Origin of the sequence: Pyruvatibacter sp. HU-CL02332 (assembly GCF_040362765.1) — a bacterium.
Taxonomy (GTDB): Bacteria; Pseudomonadota; Alphaproteobacteria; order CGMCC-115125; family CGMCC-115125; genus Pyruvatibacter.
In genome coordinates, this window is sequence record NZ_BAABWK010000001.1 from 1,738,577 (window position 1) to 1,758,709 (window position 20,133).

Below are 20,133 nucleotides of genomic sequence, written 5' to 3' on the forward strand. Positions count from 1 at the left end.
GGGCCAGTCTTCTCAAGGGTTTTGGCGATATGTGCCGGACATCTGTTCGGGCCAAGACTTGGTTGGAAGCACCGTCTCTCTGCAAGAAACAAAGGGTAACAAGAGCGCGCGATGACCACCCCTCAGATTGTAAATGCACCCCGCGCCCACTCCCTCAAACTGTCCACGCTGACCCTCGCGGTCGGTGCGGCCCTTCTTTTGAGCGGCTGCGCAGCGTTTGAGAACTCGGATCTGTTCGGCAATTCAGGCCGCAGCACAACATCCGCATCTAACGCCGCGGGCACAACCGGCGTTGCAACCGACGTTGGCGTCGCTGCACGCAGCTTTGAAGCTCTTAGCGTCACAGCCGGCAGCAACACGGGCACCACTGTTGGCGCCAAGATTGAAGGCCTGCGCGAAGAACTCCGCGGCCTGCAGAGCACCATGGTGACGCAGACGGATCGGGTGAATACTGCCCGCGCCCGTGCCACGGCCAATTCGCGTGACTACCACGAGACCAAGGGCGCCATCGCCTCGCGTCTTCAGCGCGGCACGACACCGGGCAACCCGGAACTGGTGACCCAGTGGAACTCAGCCCAGGCTGAACTCGATTCCATCTCAGCAGACATCAACACCATGTCTGGTCTCTCCACTGAGATCGCGACAAACGCATCCACAGCCAACTATCTTCTGGAAGCCACACAGGCGACATTCTCGCTCTCCGGTGCAATCGAGGAAGATCATCGTCAGCTGCGCATCCTTCAGGATGAAACGCGCCAGACAACTGTTCTGATCGAACGTCTGCTCACCGAACTGCGTGACGACATCGCCCGCCAGACGACCTACGTCGCCAATGAGCGGTCAAGCCTCACAACACTCGCCAACGCCATCAAGACCGGCGAACTGTTCGGGTCCGGCCTCGCGGTGTCGAACATTGCACCGCCTGCGGCTACATCCGCATCACGCCCGGCCCCTGCAGCAGGTACGCCTGCCTTGGTGACGATCCGCTTTGATCGCCCGAATGTGCAGTATCAGCAGGCGCTTTACACAGCGCTGAGCCGTGCGCTGGAAGTACGTCCCGCCGCGCAGTTTGACGTGGTAGCCGTCAGCCCATCAGCTGGCAGCCCGGATCGTGTGCAGCTTGGTCAGAGCCAGTCTCGCCGCAACGCTGAATCAGTGGTGCGCACCATGAACGAGATGGGCCTGCCCGCAGATCGCATCCGCCTCTCAGCCACGACACGTGGCGATGTGGCCGCCAATGAAGTGCGCGTCTACGTTCGTTAGCATGTGAGGCCGTTTGCGGATGGCTGACCAAGGCAACACTCCCTCCGGATCGTCGAAAGACGAGATGGCACCGCACGTTCTGGCAGCGGCGGATAGAGCCGGTCGACCGCAGCACCACCATCGATTGCTGGGCCTGGTCAGTGGAGCGGCGAGCTTCGGGATCCTGATGTTGATCGGCGCGCCCGCGGGCATGCCGGACGCCGCGTGGGCAACATTGGCCGTTGCCTCGCTGATGGCAATCTGGTGGGCCACCGAAGCGCTTCCACTTGCTGCGACAGCTCTTGTGCCCTTGGTGGCCTTTCCCCTTTTGGGCATCCAGCCCATTCGCCCGACAGCAGCCTCTTACGGGCACCCTCTCATCTTCCTGTTCATGGGCGGCTTTCTGGTGGCCCAGGGCATGCAGCGCTGGAACTTGCACCGGCGCATTGCGCTTTCCATCGCCGTGCGTGCAGGAGCGTCACCAACGCGGCTGATAGCGGGCTTCATGGTGGCCACGGCTTTTTTGAGCATGTGGGTATCCAACACGGCGACCACCATCATGATGTTGCCCATCGCAGCGTCCGTCGTATCCGTGGTGATCCTCAACAGCCCCAATGCCAGTCACGAGGATGCACAGCGTTTTGGCCTCGCAACCATGCTGGCCATTGCCTACAGCGCCAGCATCGGTGGCATCGCCACCCTCGTCGGCACACCGCCCAACGCCCTGTTCGCCGCCTTCTTTGCACAGGAGTTTGGCTTTGAAGTTTCGTTTGCAGGATGGATGATTCTGGCCATGCCGCTGGTCATCATTATGTTGCCGACCGTGTGGCTGGTCCTGACACGAATTGTCTATCGGTTTGATCTTGGCGCAAGCGACGCGGACGTCGCCCATGGTCAGGAAGAAGTGCGGTCCCAGCTTCATGCACTGGGGCACATGTCCGCGCCGGAGAGCCGTGTCGCAATTGTGTTTGCCTCCATGGCCATTCTCTGGCTGTTCCGACCTTTGCTTGATGACATCCCGCTGCTCAGCGGCCTCTCTGACCCGGGCATTGCCATAGCCGGGGCTCTGGCCCTGTTTTTGATTCCCGCGGGCAACAAAGTGTCACCAGGTGACGCCTTAGAGCCCGAAAACGCCCGGCTCCTTGACTGGGCACACGCAAAAAACATCTCGTGGGACGTGCTCATACTCTTCGGTGGTGGGCTTGCTCTCGCAGGTGCCTTCTCCAGCACGGGTCTTGCTGCCGCATTGGGAGACGGCATGGGCGTTCTTGCATGGCTGCCGCTGCTGGTATTCGTCCTCGCCATTGCCACCATGGTGATTTTCCTGACGGAACTCACCAGCAACACAGCAACTGTTGCAGCGCTGCTGCCGGTGGTCGCTGCGATAGCTGAAGCAACCGGCCATTCGCCGGTTGTGCTTTCGGTCGCGGCCGTCATGGCAGCTTCATGCGCCTTCATGTTGCCCGTGGCGACGCCGCCCAACGCCATCGTGTTTGCGTCCGGCTACGTGACTGTGCCGCAGATGATGCGTGCGGGTTTTGCCTTGAACATCATTGGAATTGTGCTGATCGCCGGACTGGCGACATTTGTCGCCCCGCTCATCTTTGGCGTTTCGCCTAGCTAAGCAGGAACGCCTCGCGGTAGCTCACGCTGTCAGCCAGTGTCTCCGCCTCATACACACCACGCGCTACTGCGCGGGCCAGCGTGTCAGCAGCCAGGGCTCCCAGCATGGCCACCATGGCAGGACGGGCAGCATCATCGGGCAGCGCGCGTGTGCCGGTCGCCATGGCAAACACGACGTCCCCGTCAAACGGCGTGTGAACCGGCCGCACGGAACGCGCATAGCCATCCTGCGCCATCATGGCGACGCGACGTGTCTCTGACGGGGTGAGCGCAGCGTCGGTCGCAACAACACCGATGGTGGTGTTCATACCCGGCGACGCGCCAATCTTACTGTCTGCATAAGGATCATCGGGAAGGGAGTCAGGGGCTGGGTGTTGTCCTTGGTCGCCAAGTTCAGACGCTTTTTCAAAGGGTGCAGCCCAGAAGCGGGCGCTACCTGGCATCACCGTTGATCCAAATGGATTGCTCGCAGCAATGGCACCAACCGTAAACCCGGCAGGTGCCAATACAGATGCACTGCCGATGCCGCCCTTCAGTGCACCGGCACGGGCCCCAAGCCCGGCACCCTTGTTGCCCAGCCCAAAGGTGTCACCGGCAGCAGCGACAGCGTCCATGCCCAGCGCACGATAGGGGGGCATCTCGCCCCAGTCCTTGTCGCCGCCATTTGTCAGGTCAAACAGGATGGCTTGCGGCACAATGGGTGCAACCAGATGCGTAGTCTGAAACGTAAAGCCACGCCCCCGCGCCCCAAGCCACGCTGCCACCCCTGACGCCGCTTCGAGTCCGTAAACCGATCCGCCGGACAGGACGATGGCGTCGACCGCATCCACCAGACAATCAGCGGACAACAAGTCCGTCTCACGTGTGCCCGGTCCGCCGCCGCGCACGTCAACAGCTGCGATTGTATGATCAGCAGGAAGCACCACGGTGACACCTGTGCGGGCTGCCAGATCTTCTGACTGGCCGACACTGATTCCTTCCACATCTGTAATCAGATTGCGGGGGCCGGGTGAGAAAGGCGTTGCACTCATGGTGTGTCCTCGCGGGGAACAGAAGGTGGCGGAGTATGCGCGAAGGCGTGCACGTGGTGCAAAGGGTGCGAGGCGCCAGTCTGACATGCGTAAATGGCGTAAATCGCGAGACCTGTTCTTGCACGAGAAGTGTCAAGTCTGGTTTTTGCCGTCCATGCCTCGCTATGCTGTGCGCCCACCACGACAAAAGGCCGTTCAATGGCGCGCGCGAAACTGTTCTTCACCCTCATGGCATCCCTGGTCGGCTTCGCGGCCGTAGGCTATTTGATGAGCGCGGTTCTGACACCGCAACCAAAACACATGGTCAGCGCTGCGCACCCTCTGGCAAGTGCCGCCGGACTTGAAATGCTGGAGCGGGGCGGGTCCGCTGTCGATGCGGCGGTTGCGGTGCAACTGGTGCTCACTTTGGTGGAGCCACAATCAAGCGGCATCGGCGGTGGCGCATTCCTGGTCTATTGGAATGAGGACACGCGCAAGGTCGAGACGTGGGACGGACGCGAAACCGCACCGGCTTCGGTGACGCCACAGCATTTCCTCAAAGAGGACGGCACACCCATGAGCTTCTTCGAAGCGGTGGTGGGTGGTCATGCGGTTGGCGTCCCTGGCGTTGTCGCCATGCTGGCGGATGCCCATGAGGAGCAGGGCCGGTTGCCGTGGGCTGATCTGTTCGCACCTGCCATTCGTCTGGCCGAAGATGGGTTTGAGGTCACGCCACGGCTCAATAAGCTCATCAACTGGTCGCCCGCTCTGCCGCGCATGCCGGTGGTCAATGAGTACTTCTTCAAGCCGGGTGAAAAAGACGAAGATGGAAATCCAGTGCCGCTGGATGTGGGCATGGTTCTGGCAAATCCGGCCTATGCGAAAACTCTCCGTATACTGGCAGAGCAGGGCCCTCGTGCTTTCTATGAAGGCGAGATAGCCAAGGAGATTTTGGCTGCGGTCAATAACGCGCCGGTAAATCCCGGCGGTATGACAGCGGCGGATCTTGCGTCCTACAAACCGATAAAGCGCGAGCCGGTGTGTGCGCCATACCGCATCTACACGGTGTGTGGAGCACCGCCTCCGACATCTGGCGGCACGACGGTGCTGCAGATTTTGGGATTGCTGGAAAGCTTCTACATGCAAAACGCAGAGCCCCAGTCCGCTGATGCAATCCATTTGATCTCCGAGGCAAGCCGTCTCGCTTACGCGGATAGAAACCTGTATCTCGCCGACCCTGATTTTGTGGACGTCCCACTGGAAGGCCTGTTGGACCGGTCTTATCTGCGTCTGCGCAGTCGCCAGATACACCCTGACCAGACATCGTCCAAGGACCCTCTCCCGGCTGGCCGTCCGGCCGGGTCGTCAGCGTCCTATGTGGCGGCTGACCCCAAGCCAGCGCATTCAACATCCCATTTTGTCGTGCGCGATGACTGGGGACATGTCGTCTCCATGACCACGTCGATCGAGGCGCCGTTCGGCAGTCACATGATGGCTGGCGGGTTCCTGCTCAATAACCAGCTTACGGATTTCTCATTCCGTCCGGCGCGTGATGGCAAGCCCATTGCCAATCGGCCTGAGGCCGGCAAGCGCCCGCGCTCATCCATGTCACCCATGATTGTGCTTGATGAGAACGGAGATTTTTACGCCGCCATTGGTTCGCCCGGCGGCAGCCGCATCATTGCCTTTGTGGCGCAAAGCCTGATTGGCATTCTCGACTGGGACATGAGCGTGCAGGACGCAATCGACATGCCGCGCCACGTCCATCGCAACACGACGCTCGAACTGGAGGAAAACACCTTTATCAGCACGCTGGCAGATGGCCTGCGGGCACGGGGCCATACAGTCGAGGTGAAAGAGATCACCAGCGGACTGCATGGCCTGCGTATGGTTGGGGACGACCTTGAAGGCGGGGCAGACCCTCGTCGTGAAGGTGTCGTGCTGGACTAGCTGCGCCGCGCCAGTGACGTGAGGCCGATCAGGGCCACATCCGGTGCTGTGATCAGGTAAAGTGGAATCTCTGCGAGATAGCTCTTGAAGCGCCCTTTCGCCTCAAATCGGTGGCGCAGCAGCCGATGGTTCAGCAAGTCGCCCCAGCGCGGAAGAATGCCACCCGCCAGATAGACACCGCCTTGCGCACCCAGTGTGAGCGCAAGGTCGCCAGCGGCCGAGCCAAGCAGGCCCGTGAAAACCTCGACGGTTTCCTGTGCAAGAGGTGACGAGCCATCCTGCGCCATGCGGGCGATGTCAGCCGCCGTGGGCTTTCCCGTCTCTGACGACCCATCCAGGGCGCCAAGGGCTGCATACAGCGTCTCCATGCCGGGGCCGCACAGCACACGTTCCGCTGATACATGGCCATAGGTCTGCATCAACTGAAACAGAAGTGAGATTTCCCGTTCATTGCCCGGCGCAAGCGAGACGTGTCCCCCCTCACCGGAGAGAGCCGTAAACTCGCCGTCTGAGTGCGGCACCAACCCTGAAACACCAAGCCCTGTTCCCGGGCCAAGCACACCTATTGGTGCGCCGGCCTGTCCCTTGTTGCCTCCAATCTGAACCACATCTTCGTCTTCAAGATGCGGAAGCGAGACAGCCACAGCGGTGAAGTCATTGACCAGAATGGGAGCGTCGACATCGGTTGCAGCAGCAATGGCATCTGCGCTGACAACCCATGGGCAGTTGGTCATTTCAACATAGGCTTCACGGCCCGAGGCCTGAACGGGTCCGGCGGCGCAGATCGCGACGCCGCCAATGTCCGGGTTGCCTGTCTCATCAAGAAACGTCTTGAGGGCGTCTTCCAGTGTCGGATACAGCGCTGTCATCAGCACTGTTGGCATATCAGGCTTTGTTTCGCCCGGCTGCGCCAGCGAGAAGCGCGCGTTTGTTCCGCCAATATCCGCAACAAGGACGGGATTGGTGGTGCGCGCAGGCATTCAGGCTGCTGACCCGTTGGAGGTCCCCGACCGATCAGCATGAATGCTGCCGCCCGTAACGCCGGAATCCTCAACGCTGGTCAACGCATCCATAAAGGTCGTACGCCAATGACTGATGTCTTCTTCCGACACATTCTTCAGCAGTGCCTGATGACGCTGCTTGCGCTCCTCCAGGGGCATATCAAGGGCGCGGGCCAATGCATCAGACATGCCCTGCACATCATAAGGATTGATGATGACGGCATCGCGCATCTGCTTCGCAGCACCTGCAAAACGCGACAGCACGAGCACGCCGGGGTCTTCCGGGTCCTGCGCCGCCACATATTCCTTGGCCACAAGATTCATCCCATCGCGCAGAGGTGTAATCAGTCCCACATGGCTGGCACGATAGAGACCCGCCAGGGCCTGCCGGGCAAACGACCTGTTGAGATAGCGGATCGGTGTCCAGTTGAACTCGGCAAACCGCCCGTTGATGTGACCGGCCATGCCTTCAAGTTCCAGCCGCAAATCCTGATACTCAGTCACATCTGACCGGGACGGCGGAGCTACCTGCAGCAGGCTCGTCTGACCCCGCTTGTCTGGATGGTCTTCAAGCATGCGCTCAAAGGCATTGAAGCGCTCCGGCAGGCCCTTTGTGTAATCCAGGCGGTCGACACCAATGATCTGCTTTCGGCCCCGCAGCATGTCGCGCATGGACGTGAACTGTTTCTGGCCTTCTTCGGACTCCGCAAATTCCACGAAATTGTCAGCATCGATCCCGATGGGGAAATGGCGGGCCGTCACAGTGCGCCCGAAGCAACGCGCCTTGTCGCCCAGAATGCTGCCGCCGGCCTCCATGCGCACATAGTCAAAGAACCGGTCGCGGTCATGTTCGGTCTGGAAGCCCAGAATGTCGAATGCGAACAGGGCTTGTACCAGTTGTTCATGGTGCGGCAGCGTCGTTAGCAGTTCGCGTGGTGGGAAGGGAATGTGCAGGAAGTGGCCGATAGGCCGCGTGCAGCCAAGCTTGCGGAGTTCTTCTGCGAATAGCAGGAAGTGATAGTCATGCACCCAGATCAGATCGTCCGGCTGGATAAGCGGTAGGAGCGACTTGGCAAAGCTCGCATTGACCCGTTCATAGCCTGCAAAGTTCTGTCGGTCGTATTGAACAAGCCCGGTGCGAAAATGAAACAGCGGCCATAGGGAGCGATTGGCAAACCCGTTGTAATAGTCTTCGTGATCCGCCTCGGAGAGATCAACTGTCGCCAGAGTCAGCGGCCCGGCGGATTCCAGCTTGAGCCGACTGTCAGGCTCCTCGGTGGTTTCACCGGTCCAGCCAAACCAGATGCCGCCGGATGTCTTGAGCGCTTCCACCAGCGCGATGGCCAGACCGCCAGCACGCTTTGCGTCGCCAATAGGCCCGACACGGTTAGACACAACAACGAGCCGGCTCATACTTCGTCCTCCCAGGGACGCGACAGGCGCATTGCCGCATTGATGATGCCCACAAGTGAATATGTCTGCGGGTAGTTACCCCACAACTCGCCGGTTTTGACGTCTGTGTCCTCGGACAACAATCCCAGAGGGTTACGGGCACTCAGCATCTCTTCAAAGATGTCACGCGCTTCGTCTTCCCGGCCAACACGGGCCAGAGCATCAATGTACCAGAACGTGCAGATATTGAAGGCCGTCTCCGGTTCTCCGAAGTCGTCAGCTTCTGCATAGCGGTACATATGCTTGCCACGCTTCAGCGTGCGCTCGACGGCATCAAGCGTCTTTTGAAAGCGTTCGTCATCTGGCTTGAGGAACCCGACTTCCGCCATCAGTAGCAGGCCGGCTTCTACACCTTTGCCGCCGAAGCTCTCGGCGAAAGATTCCATGTCTTCATTCCACGCTTCAGACGTGATGGTGGAATGAATGATATCCGCCCGCTCCTGCCAGTACATCGCCCGGTCCGTGAAATCCATATGCCGCGCAATTTTCGCAAGCCGGTCACAGGCTGCCCAGCACATGAGGCTTGAGGATGTGTGCACGCGTGCGCGGGTGCGCAGCTCCCACATGCCCGCATCAGGCTGGTTGTACGTCTTGAACGCCAGCTCGCCCATATGTTCCAGGCGGCTGAAGTTTTCTTCTGTGCCTGGTTTGAACAGGCGCTGATCCAGGAACGATTGCGATGCTGCAAGCACCACATTGCCATACACGTCATGCTGAAAATGCTCGTAGGCCTGATTGCCGACCCGCACAGGTCCCATGCCACGATAGCCGGACAGGCTGGTGATCTCATTCTCCACCAATGCGCCTTCTCGGCTGATGCCCCAGACAGGCTGCAAGTGATCGTTGGCTTCACCCACGATGTTATGCAGGTAGCGCAAATAGTGTTCCATGGTCTCAACTTCCGACAGGGAGTTGAGAGCACGCACCACAAAGAAAGCGTCCCGAAGCCAGCAGTAGCGGTAGTCCCAGTTGCGCTGGGTATGGGCGGCTTCTGGAACGGACGTGGTCATGGCGGCAATGATGGCGCCGGTTTCTTCATAGGTGCACAGCTTGAGCGTAATGGCGGCGCGTATGACCGCATCCTGCCACTCAAGCGGCAGTGCCAGCCGACGCACCCAGGTCCGCCAGTAGTCCGCTGTGCGTTCCTCGAAGGTGTTTGCGGTTTCGCGCAGATTGCCCGCCAGTGGTTCGTCAGGCCCCAGCATCATGTCCACAGGCTCTTCCAGCAGGAAGGGCACCTCATCCAACACATAAGTTAGCGGTGCGTTGGTATTGAGCCGCAGGGTCTGACCGGTATGAAAAAACCGCACGTGGTTTGTGCCTCGGCTGACGTCCGGCACCCGCGCACCCCAGTTGAACCTGGGGCGCAATCGTATCGTGATCCGTGGTGTTCCGGTCAGCGGGGCAACTCGGCGCATGATTGTGACGGGCCGGAACATGCGCCCGTGGTTGAGGTAGCGCGGCGCAAAGTCCGTCAGCTCAACTGCGTTGCCCTGTTTGTCATAAAGACGTGTTTTGAGAATGGCCGTATTGGGTTCGTAGTTCTGTTCACTTCGATCGAAGTCTGCGAGATCAATCTCCCAGAACCCAAAGTTGCCGCCATCGACCGCGTTGTCGCCGCCATTCAGAAGGTCACAGAAAACCGGGTCCCCATCGAAACGCGGCAGGCAGGACCACACGATGCGGCCCTGAGGATTAATAAGTGCGCCATAGCTGCTGTTGCCGATGACACCAAGATCAAGAGTGGACATAGAACCCTTGGAACCAAGTTACACACACGTAGGGTTAAAGGGTGGCACTGGTCGGCTTTGGTTGCAATGCACCATAACCGGGTTCTGCCATGCAGACGGACGACAGTGTGCGCGCTAGTGCTTTTGCGCCACAATAAAGATCCGCTTGAAGGCAAACAGCGTTGAGCCATCCGCCTCCGGAGGATATGCCGCCGCCAGCTTCTGGCGGTAGTTGCCTATAAAGCGGTCACATTCTGCACCCTCAAGTACTGACATGAACGGCACGAGAGCCGTGCCGCTTGTCCATGCCAGAACAGCGTCTTCCCCGGTCAGGACCTGCAGGTAGGTTGTTTCCCAGATATCCACCGAAGCGGCATGTGGCGTGAGAATGCGGTGATAGATATCGGGGTCCGCAACGGGGTTATCACGCAGCAACGCAATGAGATTAGGATTGCCGGTTTCCTCAACTGTTTCATGCAGCAGCGTATGACTGGGTGCATCGAAGTTGCGCGGCATCTGGATCGCCAGCGTGCCACCAGGAGCAACATTGTTCATCAGTGAGGGAAACAGGCGGTGATGGTCGCCAAGCCAATGCAGTGCTGCGTTGGTGAACAACACATCCACCGGTTCAGAGCTCTGCCATGCTGCGATGTCTGCACAGGTCCATGTGGCGGGTATGTCCGTTGACGCGGCTTTGTCGAGCATCTCCTGCGAACTGTCGACACCGGCGATCTTTGCCTGTGGCCAGCGCGCTGCCAGCAATGCGGTTGAATTGCCCGGTCCGCATCCAAGATCAACAACGTTTTGTGGGTGATCAGCGGGTACGCGGCCAAGGAGTTCTGCAGCAGGCCGTGTGCGCTTGTCGTCAAACTTAAGATATATCGAAGGATCCCAGCTCATGGGGCGGGATGTAGCATCCTACTGAGCCGCTGCACTAGTGGCTGCCGGCGCAATGCTGCCATCCGGGTCTGGCAGGTAGATATGAAAGACAGTCCGGCCGGGCCTTGTTTCATAAAGCTCAATGCGGCCGCCATGAGCGCGTACCAAGTCCGCCGCGATGGCCATGCCAAGGCCTGTGCCACCCTTACGGGCACTTCCGACAAAGGGCTCAAACATATGGTCGCGAGCATCTTCAGGCAGGCCGGGGCCTGTGTCTGCGACCACAAGGCGACCGCCCCCTTCAGTCATTTCGCAGGCAACAGTAAGTGTGCCGGCGCCATCGGCGTCTTCCATGGCCTGAACGGCATTGCGTGCAAGATTGAGGAGAATGCGAAACAGCTGATCCGCATCCGCATACACTTGTTCTTCTTCATCAATGCGAATGTCGGCACGAATGTGAGTCTCGTCCACAGGTAGAACAGCTTCAACAACTTCTGTGGCAAGGTCCGCAAGCGGCACATATTGTTTTCGGGTGGGTGCCTCTTCCGCCTTGCCGAACTTCATGGTGTCGGTCGCCAGCGCGATGGCGCGGTCAATGGAGGTGAAGAGCCGTGGAGCCAGTTTTTGCACTTGCGGGTCATCGACGCCCGCCAGGCGATCCGAAATCAACTGAGCGCTTGCAAGAATGTTCCGCAGATCATGATTGATCTTGCTGACCGCTGTTCCAAGCGCCGCGAGGCGAGTTTTCTGTCGCAGCGCCTGGCGTAACTCACCTTGCATGTCTGCCAGTTCGCGTTCGGCGGTCCCTATCTCATCCCGCCGGTCAGACGGAACCATCACCCGTGAAATATCCTCAGGGTACTGACGGAACCGAACCATGTTGGCTGTGATGCGCATCATCGGCTGAACAAGCGCGCGGTTGAGGGCAAGAAAGACAAGAGCCGCCGTAAATATAGAAATTGCAATCGACAGCAAAAGGATGTTGCCAGAAAACGCGATCATGTCCTGGCGTAAAGGTGTGTCGTCGATAACGATCTCGATAAACTCACCACCACCGAAACGAGGTTCGCCGGCCACAGCGACAGTGCGCCCGCCGCCAAAAAACAGAACTTCGAAGGCGTCGTAGCACAGCGCCAATATGCTTGCATTGCGCAGGTCATACCGCGCCGCGATCATGTCTTGCATGGGACTTGCCAAAAGCAGCTCGCGCCGGTTGTCCCGCTTCAGGGCGACAGCTTTGACTTCAGCGTTCTTGAGCAATTCTGCTTCAAGGTCCGGCATCACGCCACGCTCTGCCGCTGCCACAACGGCAAGCGTGGCCAGTTGTGCCGCATTGATCCGGTCCATCAGCCAGGTCTCGCGATAGTTTGCGATCGACGGTACATAGATGAAGACCTCAGCCAGCATGACAAAGGCGACGGTCAGGACGAGAAGCTGAGCCGACAGGCTGCGGGCCAGGCGTGCGGGCAACAGCGATTGCAGGCTTGAGCGGTGCTCAGGCCTAGTATCGTGGTCTGTATGCTCTTCCTGGCCCATGTCCCGTCCGCTGCCAGGCCCGGTTGGTGTCCGGGCCGTGCTGCGTCCTTACCCGAAAATCCGCATTAGTGATTTCACCACAAACCGGACCCGCGAACTATAGAGCGTCTCTGTGTAGAAAGATCCCGCTGCGCGTTTGGAGACCTCAGTCATGGTCGGGTAGGGCGCGATGAACTGCGCCATGGTGCCGATCTTCTGCTTCTGGCCAACAGCCAGAATCCACGGAGCAAGCAGGTCACCTGCGCCCGCGCCGGCAATGGACGCGCCCAGAACAACGCCCTTCTTGTCGACCATCACCTTGATGACGCCTTCGGTGCGACGCTCGGCCTGCGCACGATCATTCTCGTGGAACTCCCAGCGCAGTACTTTCATGCTGTCGCCATGGGCGTCACGTGCCTGCTGTTCGGTAAGGCCCACATGCGCCATTTCCGGGTCCGTATACGTGACCCAGGGCACAGCGGAGTGATCAGCTTTGGCAGGCATCTTGAACAGCGCATTCCGAATGACGATGCCTGCGTGATAGCCAGCCACATGGGTGAACTGCAGGCCACCCGCAACATCGCCAATGGCAAAGACTTTCTTGTTTGTCGTGCGCAGGCGCTCATCCGTCTTGATGCCGCGATTGGTGTACTCAATACCGGCGTTCTCGAGATCAAGCTTGTCCACATTGGGTTTGCGTCCAACGGCAAGGAGCAGATGCGAGCCTTCGACGCTTTGTTCGGTGCCGTCTTTTTCAAACACAACACGCACACCAGCATCGGTCTTTTCAATGCGCTGAACCATGGCCTCTTCGCGCAGATCAATGCCTTCTTCGACGAGACGCTTTTTGACGATCGCTGTCAGTTCAGGATCGTCCTTGCCAAGTGCCTTGCCGCCCTCAAGCGTCGTGACCTTCGCGCCAAGCCGCCGATGCGCCTGGCTCATCTCCATGCCGATGGGGCCGCCCCCGATGACGATCAGGTGCTCCGGCAGAACATCATTGTCGAAGATATTTTCATTGGTGAAGAACGACACATTTTCCAGGCCCGGGATTGGCGGTTCGAACGGGCTTGAGCCGGTGGCGATTACAATGCGCTTTGCAGTGATCTCCGTATCGCCTGCGATGACGGTACGCGCGTCCTTGAAGCGACCAAACTCGCGAATGACCGTGACGCCAAGTCCTTCAAATCGTTCCTGGCTGTCGATGGGAGCAATCGTCGCGATCACATCCTTGACGTGTGCATTGACCTTCTTGAAGTCGACCTGAGGCACGGCGGCAGCGATGCCGAACTCTTCTGAGTGTCCAAACATGTGGGCGTGCTTGCCGGCAGCGAGCAGCGCCTTTGACGGGACGCACCCATAATTCAGGCAATCACCGCCCATCTCGCCTGCTTCAAGCAGCACCACTTTCGCGCCCATCTGGACCGCGCCTGCTGCAACCGACAGGCCGCCGGATCCACCACCAATGACGCAGATGTCTGTAGAGATCTTTTTCATGATTGTGTTCCTTTAGGCAGCCGACTTGCGGTCGCGAATACGACGAATGACAACAGGAATGAGCGCGACCACACCGAGCGCGGCAAAGGCGATGAGAATTTCAGGCGTCAGAAGAGAGCCGGGATCAAGAGCGAATGTGCATCCACCATCTGCCCCCTTTTCGGCAACACAGGCATCAAATGATGTCTGCTGCGCCTCAATGATGGAGTCGAGCCCCGCACCAACAAAAGCGAATGCGAAGGTGCCAGGAATGATGCCCAGGAAAGTGCCGATGGCATATGTCGTGAGGCCCACTCCAAGAACGGCTGGCGCAAGATTGACCAGCCAGAAAGGAAAGGCAGGAACCAGGCGCAGGAACAGCAGGTAGGACAGCGCGTCCTTCTGGAAGCCGTCGCGCAGTTTCTCAAGCCAGGGGCCTGCCCGCGCTGCGAGTGGCTCACCAAAGGACGTCTTGGCAATGAGGAAGATGATCGTGGCGCCGATGGTTGCACCGACCACAGCCACTAGGCCCCCAAGCAACGGTCCAAACAAGAACCCGCTTGTGATGGTCATGAGTGCGCCGCCAGGAAGTGACAGCGCGACCACCACCACATAGATCGCAATGAATGCTGCGATGGCGACAACGATATTGGATTCAACAAAGCCGGTCAGGGCTTCACGGTTTTCAGCCACGGTCTGCAACGAAAGGTATGTATGCAGATCAAAATAGAAGGCCGCCCCAATGAGCCCTGCCAGAATGATGAGAGGAAGTGATTTTTTGAGGCTGAACCCCTGCTCATCACTTTTGGTGTTTTCGGTCTTGTTGTCGTCAGTCATCGCGCATGTCCCCCGCGAGTGCATGAAAGTCTGAAAAGGTGTGGTTTAGCTGCCGTCCGGCCCATTGGCCGTATCGTTGAGCAGCCAGTTGTAGTCGTAAGACACACGGCCCGAATGTGCCTTCAGTTTGTCAGCCAGGACCGGGTCAGCATGCTTGGCAATGCTCTTGAGCTGTGCAGCTTTTGTTGCCCCAAAATCCTTGCCGTACCAGTCGTAGATCTTTGAAAGGGTAAGCTTATTGCCATCGAAGCTGACGCCGCGTGAATGGTTCACGTAGTCCTTGCCGGCTTTTTCAAGCTGGGCTTCCAGCTTTTTGCCGGTGAACGGTTCAAGCGCCAGATTGGGGCAGCCATAGGACGCGCAGTTGACCGCATAGTGCACCCGCGGCTCATCCCAGTTTGCGCGCATGATGTCGTGCTCAACATTGTCCAGCGACAGTTCTTCGCCTTCCACGGTCACAAGCTTCTTGCCCCAGGGGCCTGTTGAAAACAGTCCAGGTGAAATTGAAATATCTCGGATGGACCGCACCGGATAGTGCTCAAGGATCACTTCCACGGTGACGGCGTTGTAGAGGTTGGCCCAAAATGCGAACTGCTCATCCTGGTTCAGGCCGGAGACCTTGGTTTCCTGAAGCAGATCGATATAGGCACCAAGTTTCTCCACATCGGCAGCGTTGTTGCCGAGTGCCGCATAATCCACCCGCGTGATGCCGTCATTTCCAAGGGAAACGTATGTGGTCAGAAGGCTGGCCCACTGGCTGTGGTCAACGGTCTTGGTGCTCATCGGGTCATGCTCTTCAAAAATCTCCGCAAGGTCAGCAGCCTGTGCCGGTTGGATTGGTGTCACAAGGGAAAAGCCAAGTGCAACAGCCGCGCTCAGCAGGGCGGCGGACAGAAATCCGCGCCGCGCTTGTAGGTCATTTGAGGTCTGGGCGCTTGGCATATGGAGCATGGTACGTTCCCACAGGTCGATTGGGTCATCTTGTTGGGCCCTAAGTGGCCTATTGGGCTCCAAGGTGAAAGACCGGCTCCCGGGCTTGTGAACGGGTGTTTTTGGGTGTGAGCAGGCGTGTTGATGATGGGCGGGGGCTGCAGCAAACCGCCAATTGACAAGCAAACCCTGCTTGCTTACAACCCGCGGCTCTGGCGTCGCAGGTTTTAGCTTGCGCGAGACCTTAGGCTTTTGCCAACCGGAACCGCGCACCACCTGCCAGACGCTGACCAGATATTTGCATGTTTTCCCCGGTTTTCCGGGGCCAGACCCGGAGTTTGTGCCGTGAAACGGACATTTCAGCCAAGCCGCCTCGTGCGTAAGCGCCGTCACGGCTTCCGCGCACGCCTTGCCACCAAAAATGGCCGCAAGGTGCTTCAGCGCCGTCGCGCCAAGGGCCGCAAGAGCCTGTCTGCGTAGTAACAGGCGGCCTTGATTGGCGGAATTCCGCCAAATTCGGACATCAGCATGATCGAACGCCTGAAAAAGCGGGCGGATTTTTTGCAGGCCGCACGTGGCAAACGTGCGGCAATGCCCGGTCTTGTGCTGCAGATGCGCCCGTACCTCGAAAAAGACAGCGATTCCTCTTTCAGAGTCGGCTTTACGGTCACAAAAAAGGTCGGAAATGCGGTTGTTCGCAACCGCGCCAAGCGCCGCCTGCGTGCCGCGGCAGAAGCAATGCTTCCCCGCTATGGCCTTCCGGGCCGCGATTATGTAGTTATCGGGCGCGCTGGCACGCTAAGCCGTCCATTCGCACTGTTGTTGGGCGACCTGGAAAGGGCACTGGCAAAAGTGCATGGCCGCGCCCACCTGTCGCCTAGCGATCCTTCCATCCCTGGTTCTGCCGTGAGTGAGACGCACCCCGACGATGACCGACGAAAATCGTAACTTTATCCTCGCCGCCGTTTTGTGTGTCGCCGTCCTTGTGGGCTGGCAGTACTTCTTCGTCACGCCGCCTGAGCCGGTTGCGTCGACAGGCACTGAGCAGACCGTCCAGGCCGATGCAGCAGGCACCCCGGCACCAGCGGATGGATCAGGCCTCGCACCCGTGCCCGACACCACAGGCAAGCCACAGGTTGATGAGCAGCTTGGTGGGGCCGGCCTCCCGGCAGCAGCCAGTGCGGTTCTGCCGCGCGCCATTGCCTTGGAACAGTCGCCACGCGTGACACTCGATAGCCCAAGCGTTGACGGGTCTATCTCTCTCACCGGCGCTCGCATTGATGACCTGCAGCTCAAGAACTACCACCAGACGGTGGATCCAACGAGCCCTGAAATCATCCTGCTGTCACCGCGTGGTTCTGAGAACCCGTACTACGCAGAATTCGGCTGGACGGCTCCTGCCTCCGCCAATGTAAGCCTGCCGGGCGCCAACACAGTCTGGACCCAGGACACACCGGGCATGCTGACGCCCGCAACACCGATCACGCTGAGCTACGACAATGGTGCGGGCCTAACCTTCCGCAAGACCATTTCGCTCGACGAAGACTACATGTTCACGATCGAGCAAAGCGTCGACAACGCGACGGCCGCCGCCGTGACGTTGTATCCCTATGGTCTTGTGGCGCGCACCGGCACACCTGAGATCGAAGGCATCTGGATTTTGCATGAAGGCCTGATTGGCTATTTTCCGGATACGGACGGCCTCCAGGAACTCGATTATGATGATCTGCAGGAAACCGGTTCTGTGCGCGCCCGCACGTCAGGCGGCTGGCTGGGTATCACCGACAAATACTGGATGACGGCGCTGATCCCTGATCAGTCGACGGAAAGCCGCATGTCATTCTCCGACACGCCCGTGCGCGGTCAGGATGTTTATCAGGCAGACTATCTGCGTGATCCGGTTGTCGTCCCTGCTGGTGGCTCCACGTCAACAACGGACCGACTGTTTGCCGGCGCCAAGGTCGTCAACATCATTGATGGCTATGAAGGCCAGCTTGGCATTGAGAGCTTCGAACTCGCCATCGACTGGGGCTGGTTCTACTTCTTCACCAAGCCACTCTTCCTCGCTCTGCTCTACATTCAGGGCATGATCGGCAACTTTGGTGTTGCCATTATCATCCTGACTGTCCTCATCAAACTTGCCTTCTTCCCGCTCGCGAACACGTCCTACGTGGCCATGAGCAAGATGAAGAAAGTGCAGCCGGAGATGATGAAGCTGCGGGAGCGTTTTGCCGACGACAAGCAGCGCCAGCAGCAGGAATTGATGGAACTGTACAAGCGCGAGAAGGTGAATCCTCTCGCCGGGTGTCTGCCGATTGTCATCCAGATCCCGGTCTTCTTCGCGCTCTATAAGGTGTTGTTCGTTACCATTGAAATGCGCCACGCGCCGTTCTTTGGCTGGATCAATGACCTGTCCGCGCAGGACCCCACATCGGTCTTCAATCTGTTCGGGCTCATTCCATTCGACCCGCCGTCATTCCTCCTGATCGGCGTCTGGCCGATCCTGATGGGCATCACGATGTATCTTCAGATGAAGATGAACCCGGCGCCGACGGACGAAATCCAGCAGCAGATTTTCCGCTGGATGCCAATCATCTTTACTTTCGTCCTGGCAACCTTCCCGGCTGGCCTGGTGATCTACTGGACGTTCAACAACGGCTTCTCGATCCTCCAGCAGTGGGTGATCATGCGCCGTCAGGGCGTGTCGCCGGAGTGGGGTCAGGATTTCCAGTGGCTCACCAAGCGCTTTAAATCCGACAACGACGCGTCGTAGCGTCCAAAGCAGGTCATGCAATGTCAGATCGCGATGAGCAGGAACGCGCCGCGCTCGTAGAAGCCGGGCGATTGCTCTTCTCCCGTCCGACTGAGTTTCTCAAAGGCGTGGTGAACGTGGATGGGCTGCCGCCTGGTGGCCGCCCGGAATTTGCGTTTGCCGGTCGCTCCAATGTGGGCAAGTCCAGCCTCATCAATGCCCTGACGCGGCACAACAATCTGGCGCGCACGTCCAACACGCCTGGCCGCACCCAGGAGATCAACTTTTTCGGTCTCCCGGCAGGTGACCCTGACGGCGTCTACCTGGTGGATCTTCCCGGCTACGGCTATGCGCGTGAAAGCAAGTCCAAGGTCCGCACCTGGACCAATCTCATCACCAAATATCTCGCAGGCCGTGCCGCCCTGCGCCGCGTCTTCGTGCTGGTGGACAGCCGCCACGGCGTAAAAGCCAATGACGAAGAGATTTTCGATCTGATGGACACAGCCGCCGTCTCCTATCAGGTGGTTCTGACCAAGGCCGACAAGCCCAAGAAAGACGAACTGGCCAAAGTCATTGCCAGCACCGAGGCCGCCATGCGGCGTCATGTGGCGGCCCACCCTCAGGTGCTCGTTACCGCGTCCAAAACCGGGCTCGGTCTTGAAGATGTGCGGGCCGAAGTCGCCTTCCTGCGCGATTACTGATCTAGATTAATCTCGTACAACGACACGTTCTGGCCGTAGACGGACCTTTTGGGTATAGATCATGTCAGCAATGAGCTGCGCCGGTGGCTCGATAACAAGATCAGACTCCAAATAGACAAGACATGGCGGACATCCGCGCGATGACAGACAAGACAGCTGAAGCATGGCTGGAGAAGGCCCACATCCTCTCTGAGGCGTTGCCCTATATGCAGCGCTATGAAGACAAGGTCGTGGTCGTAAAATATGGCGGCCATGCCATGGGCGACGACAAGCTGGCGGCCCAGTTCGCGCGCGATATCGTCCTGCTCAAGCAGGTCGGCATCAATGTCATCATTGTGCACGGCGGTGGCCCGCAGATTGGGTCCATGCTCAAACGCCTCGCAATCGAAAGCGAGTTTCAGGAAGGCCTGCGTGTTACCGACGAAGCGACGGTTGAAGTCGTGGAAATGGTACTGTCCGGCAAGATCAACGGTGAAGTCGTCACGGCCATCAATCAAGCCGGCGGCAAGGCAGTGGGTCTGTCAGGAAAAGACGGCAGCCTCATCGTCGCCAAAAAGATGCAAAAGACCGTTCAGGACAGCGACAGCAATATTGAGCGCGTGCTGGATCTTGGATTTGTGGGCGAGCCTGAAGAAATCAATCCGGATGTCCTTAAAGTCTTGATCGGGTCCGATCTCATTCCTGTCATCGCGCCCATTGGTGTGTCCAAGGATGGTCATACCTACAACATCAATGCAGACACAGCAGCCGGTGCCATTGCAGGTGCTCTGGATGCAAAACGTCTCTTGATGCTGACGGACGTCCGCGGCGTGTTGAACAAGGATGGTGATCTGCTCACCAACATCACGCCGGAAGACGCCAAAGGATTAATTGCCGACGGGACAATCTCCGGAGGCATGATTCCGAAAATCGAAACCTGCCTTGAAGCGCGTGCCGCCGGCACCGAAGCGGCGGTAATTCTGGATGGTCGGGTGCCACACGCAGTGCTGCTCGAACTCTTTACCGAACACGGGGCGGGTTCTCTCATTGGCTAAT

The 20,133-nt window shown here is 58.8% G+C and carries 17 protein-coding genes; 8 read left to right on the forward strand and 9 right to left on the reverse strand.

The genetic code is table 11. From position 1 onward, the window contains the following. The first annotated feature begins 111 nt into the window (after window positions 1-111). Complete coding sequence (locus ABXH05_RS08230; protein WP_353560589.1) at window positions 112-1,263, forward strand: hypothetical protein; 1,152 nt, start codon at window positions 112-114, stop codon at window positions 1,261-1,263. Window positions 1,264-1,282: 19 nt separating this feature from the next. Next, window positions 1,283-2,866: an SLC13 family permease gene (locus ABXH05_RS08235; protein WP_353560590.1), complete on the forward strand. Its 1,584-nt coding sequence runs from the start codon at window positions 1,283-1,285 to the stop codon at window positions 2,864-2,866. On the opposite strand, the gene ABXH05_RS08240 is transcribed toward ABXH05_RS08235, so the two are convergent. Continuing rightward, on the reverse strand, window positions 2,859-3,896 hold the full coding sequence (locus ABXH05_RS08240) for a P1 family peptidase (protein ID WP_353560591.1): 1,038 nt from the start codon (window positions 3,894-3,896) through the stop codon (window positions 2,859-2,861). The genes ABXH05_RS08235 and ABXH05_RS08240 overlap by 8 nt on opposite strands. Window positions 3,897-4,094: 198 nt before the next feature. On the opposite strand from ABXH05_RS08240, the gene ggt reads away from it, so the two are divergent. Then, window positions 4,095-5,825, forward strand: a complete 1,731-nt coding sequence (gene ggt, locus ABXH05_RS08245; RefSeq protein WP_353560592.1) for a gamma-glutamyltransferase — start codon at window positions 4,095-4,097, stop codon at window positions 5,823-5,825. On the opposite strand, the gene glk is transcribed toward ggt, so the two are convergent. The 8 genes from glk to ABXH05_RS08285 all read right to left on the reverse strand — a co-directional run bounded on the left by glk (window position 5,822) and on the right by ABXH05_RS08285 (window position 15,666). Beyond that, a complete protein-coding gene (gene glk, locus ABXH05_RS08250) occupies window positions 5,822-6,805 on the reverse strand; it encodes a glucokinase (protein WP_353560593.1) in 984 nt (327 codons plus the stop codon). The genes ggt and glk overlap by 4 nt on opposite strands. Next, the gene (gene otsA / locus ABXH05_RS08255; protein ID WP_353560594.1) at window positions 6,806-8,239 is read right to left on the reverse strand and encodes an alpha,alpha-trehalose-phosphate synthase (UDP-forming); all 1,434 of its coding nucleotides are present in this window, start codon (window positions 8,237-8,239) and stop codon (window positions 6,806-6,808) included. Continuing rightward, window positions 8,236-10,029, reverse strand: coding sequence for a glycoside hydrolase family 15 protein (locus ABXH05_RS08260; protein ID WP_353560595.1), 1,794 nt, complete (start codon window positions 10,027-10,029; stop codon window positions 8,236-8,238). The genes otsA and ABXH05_RS08260 overlap by 4 nt, the downstream gene beginning before the upstream one ends. A 114-nt stretch (window positions 10,030-10,143) precedes the next feature. Continuing rightward, window positions 10,144-10,908, reverse strand: a complete 765-nt coding sequence (locus tag ABXH05_RS08265; RefSeq protein WP_353560596.1) for a methyltransferase domain-containing protein — start codon at window positions 10,906-10,908, stop codon at window positions 10,144-10,146. Window positions 10,909-10,926: 18 nt separating this feature from the next. Further along, window positions 10,927-12,423 (reverse strand): ATP-binding protein, encoded by a 1,497-nt coding sequence (locus ABXH05_RS08270; RefSeq protein ID WP_353560597.1) that lies wholly within the window; start codon window positions 12,421-12,423, stop codon window positions 10,927-10,929. Window positions 12,424-12,471: 48 nt separating this feature from the next. Beyond that, a complete protein-coding gene (locus ABXH05_RS08275) occupies window positions 12,472-13,899 on the reverse strand; it encodes a dihydrolipoyl dehydrogenase family protein (protein WP_353560598.1) in 1,428 nt (475 codons plus the stop codon). A gap of 12 nt (window positions 13,900-13,911) precedes the next feature. Next, the gene (locus tag ABXH05_RS08280) at window positions 13,912-14,715 is read right to left on the reverse strand and encodes a TVP38/TMEM64 family protein (RefSeq protein ID WP_353560599.1); all 804 of its coding nucleotides are present in this window, start codon (window positions 14,713-14,715) and stop codon (window positions 13,912-13,914) included. A 45-nt stretch (window positions 14,716-14,760) separates the two neighbouring features. Next, a complete protein-coding gene (locus tag ABXH05_RS08285; RefSeq protein WP_353560600.1) occupies window positions 14,761-15,666 on the reverse strand; it encodes a DUF547 domain-containing protein in 906 nt (301 codons plus the stop codon). 324 nt (window positions 15,667-15,990) lie between these two features. Between ABXH05_RS08285 and rpmH the strand changes: the two genes are divergently transcribed. The 5 genes from rpmH (at window position 15,991) to argB (ending at window position 20,132) form a co-directional block, all read left to right on the forward strand. Continuing rightward, window positions 15,991-16,125 carry a 50S ribosomal protein L34 gene (gene rpmH / locus ABXH05_RS08290; RefSeq protein ID WP_043948042.1) on the forward strand — a complete coding sequence of 45 codons (135 nt, stop codon included), beginning with the start codon at window positions 15,991-15,993 and terminating at the stop codon, window positions 16,123-16,125. A gap of 48 nt (window positions 16,126-16,173) precedes the next feature. After that, entirely contained in the window at window positions 16,174-16,593 is a 420-nt protein-coding gene (rnpA, locus tag ABXH05_RS08295; RefSeq protein WP_353560601.1) for a ribonuclease P protein component, read from the forward strand. Further along, window positions 16,574-18,418 (forward strand): membrane protein insertase YidC, encoded by a 1,845-nt coding sequence (gene yidC / locus ABXH05_RS08300; RefSeq protein ID WP_353560602.1) that lies wholly within the window; start codon window positions 16,574-16,576, stop codon window positions 18,416-18,418. Before rnpA ends, yidC begins: the two co-directional genes overlap by 20 nt. Before the next feature lie 20 nt (window positions 18,419-18,438). After that, window positions 18,439-19,098 (forward strand): ribosome biogenesis GTP-binding protein YihA/YsxC, encoded by a 660-nt coding sequence (gene yihA / locus ABXH05_RS08305; protein ID WP_353560603.1) that lies wholly within the window; start codon window positions 18,439-18,441, stop codon window positions 19,096-19,098. Between the two features lie 140 nt (window positions 19,099-19,238). Continuing rightward, a complete protein-coding gene (gene argB / locus ABXH05_RS08310) occupies window positions 19,239-20,132 on the forward strand; it encodes an acetylglutamate kinase (RefSeq protein ID WP_353560604.1) in 894 nt (297 codons plus the stop codon). The last annotated feature ends 1 nt before the right edge of the window (window position 20,133 follow it).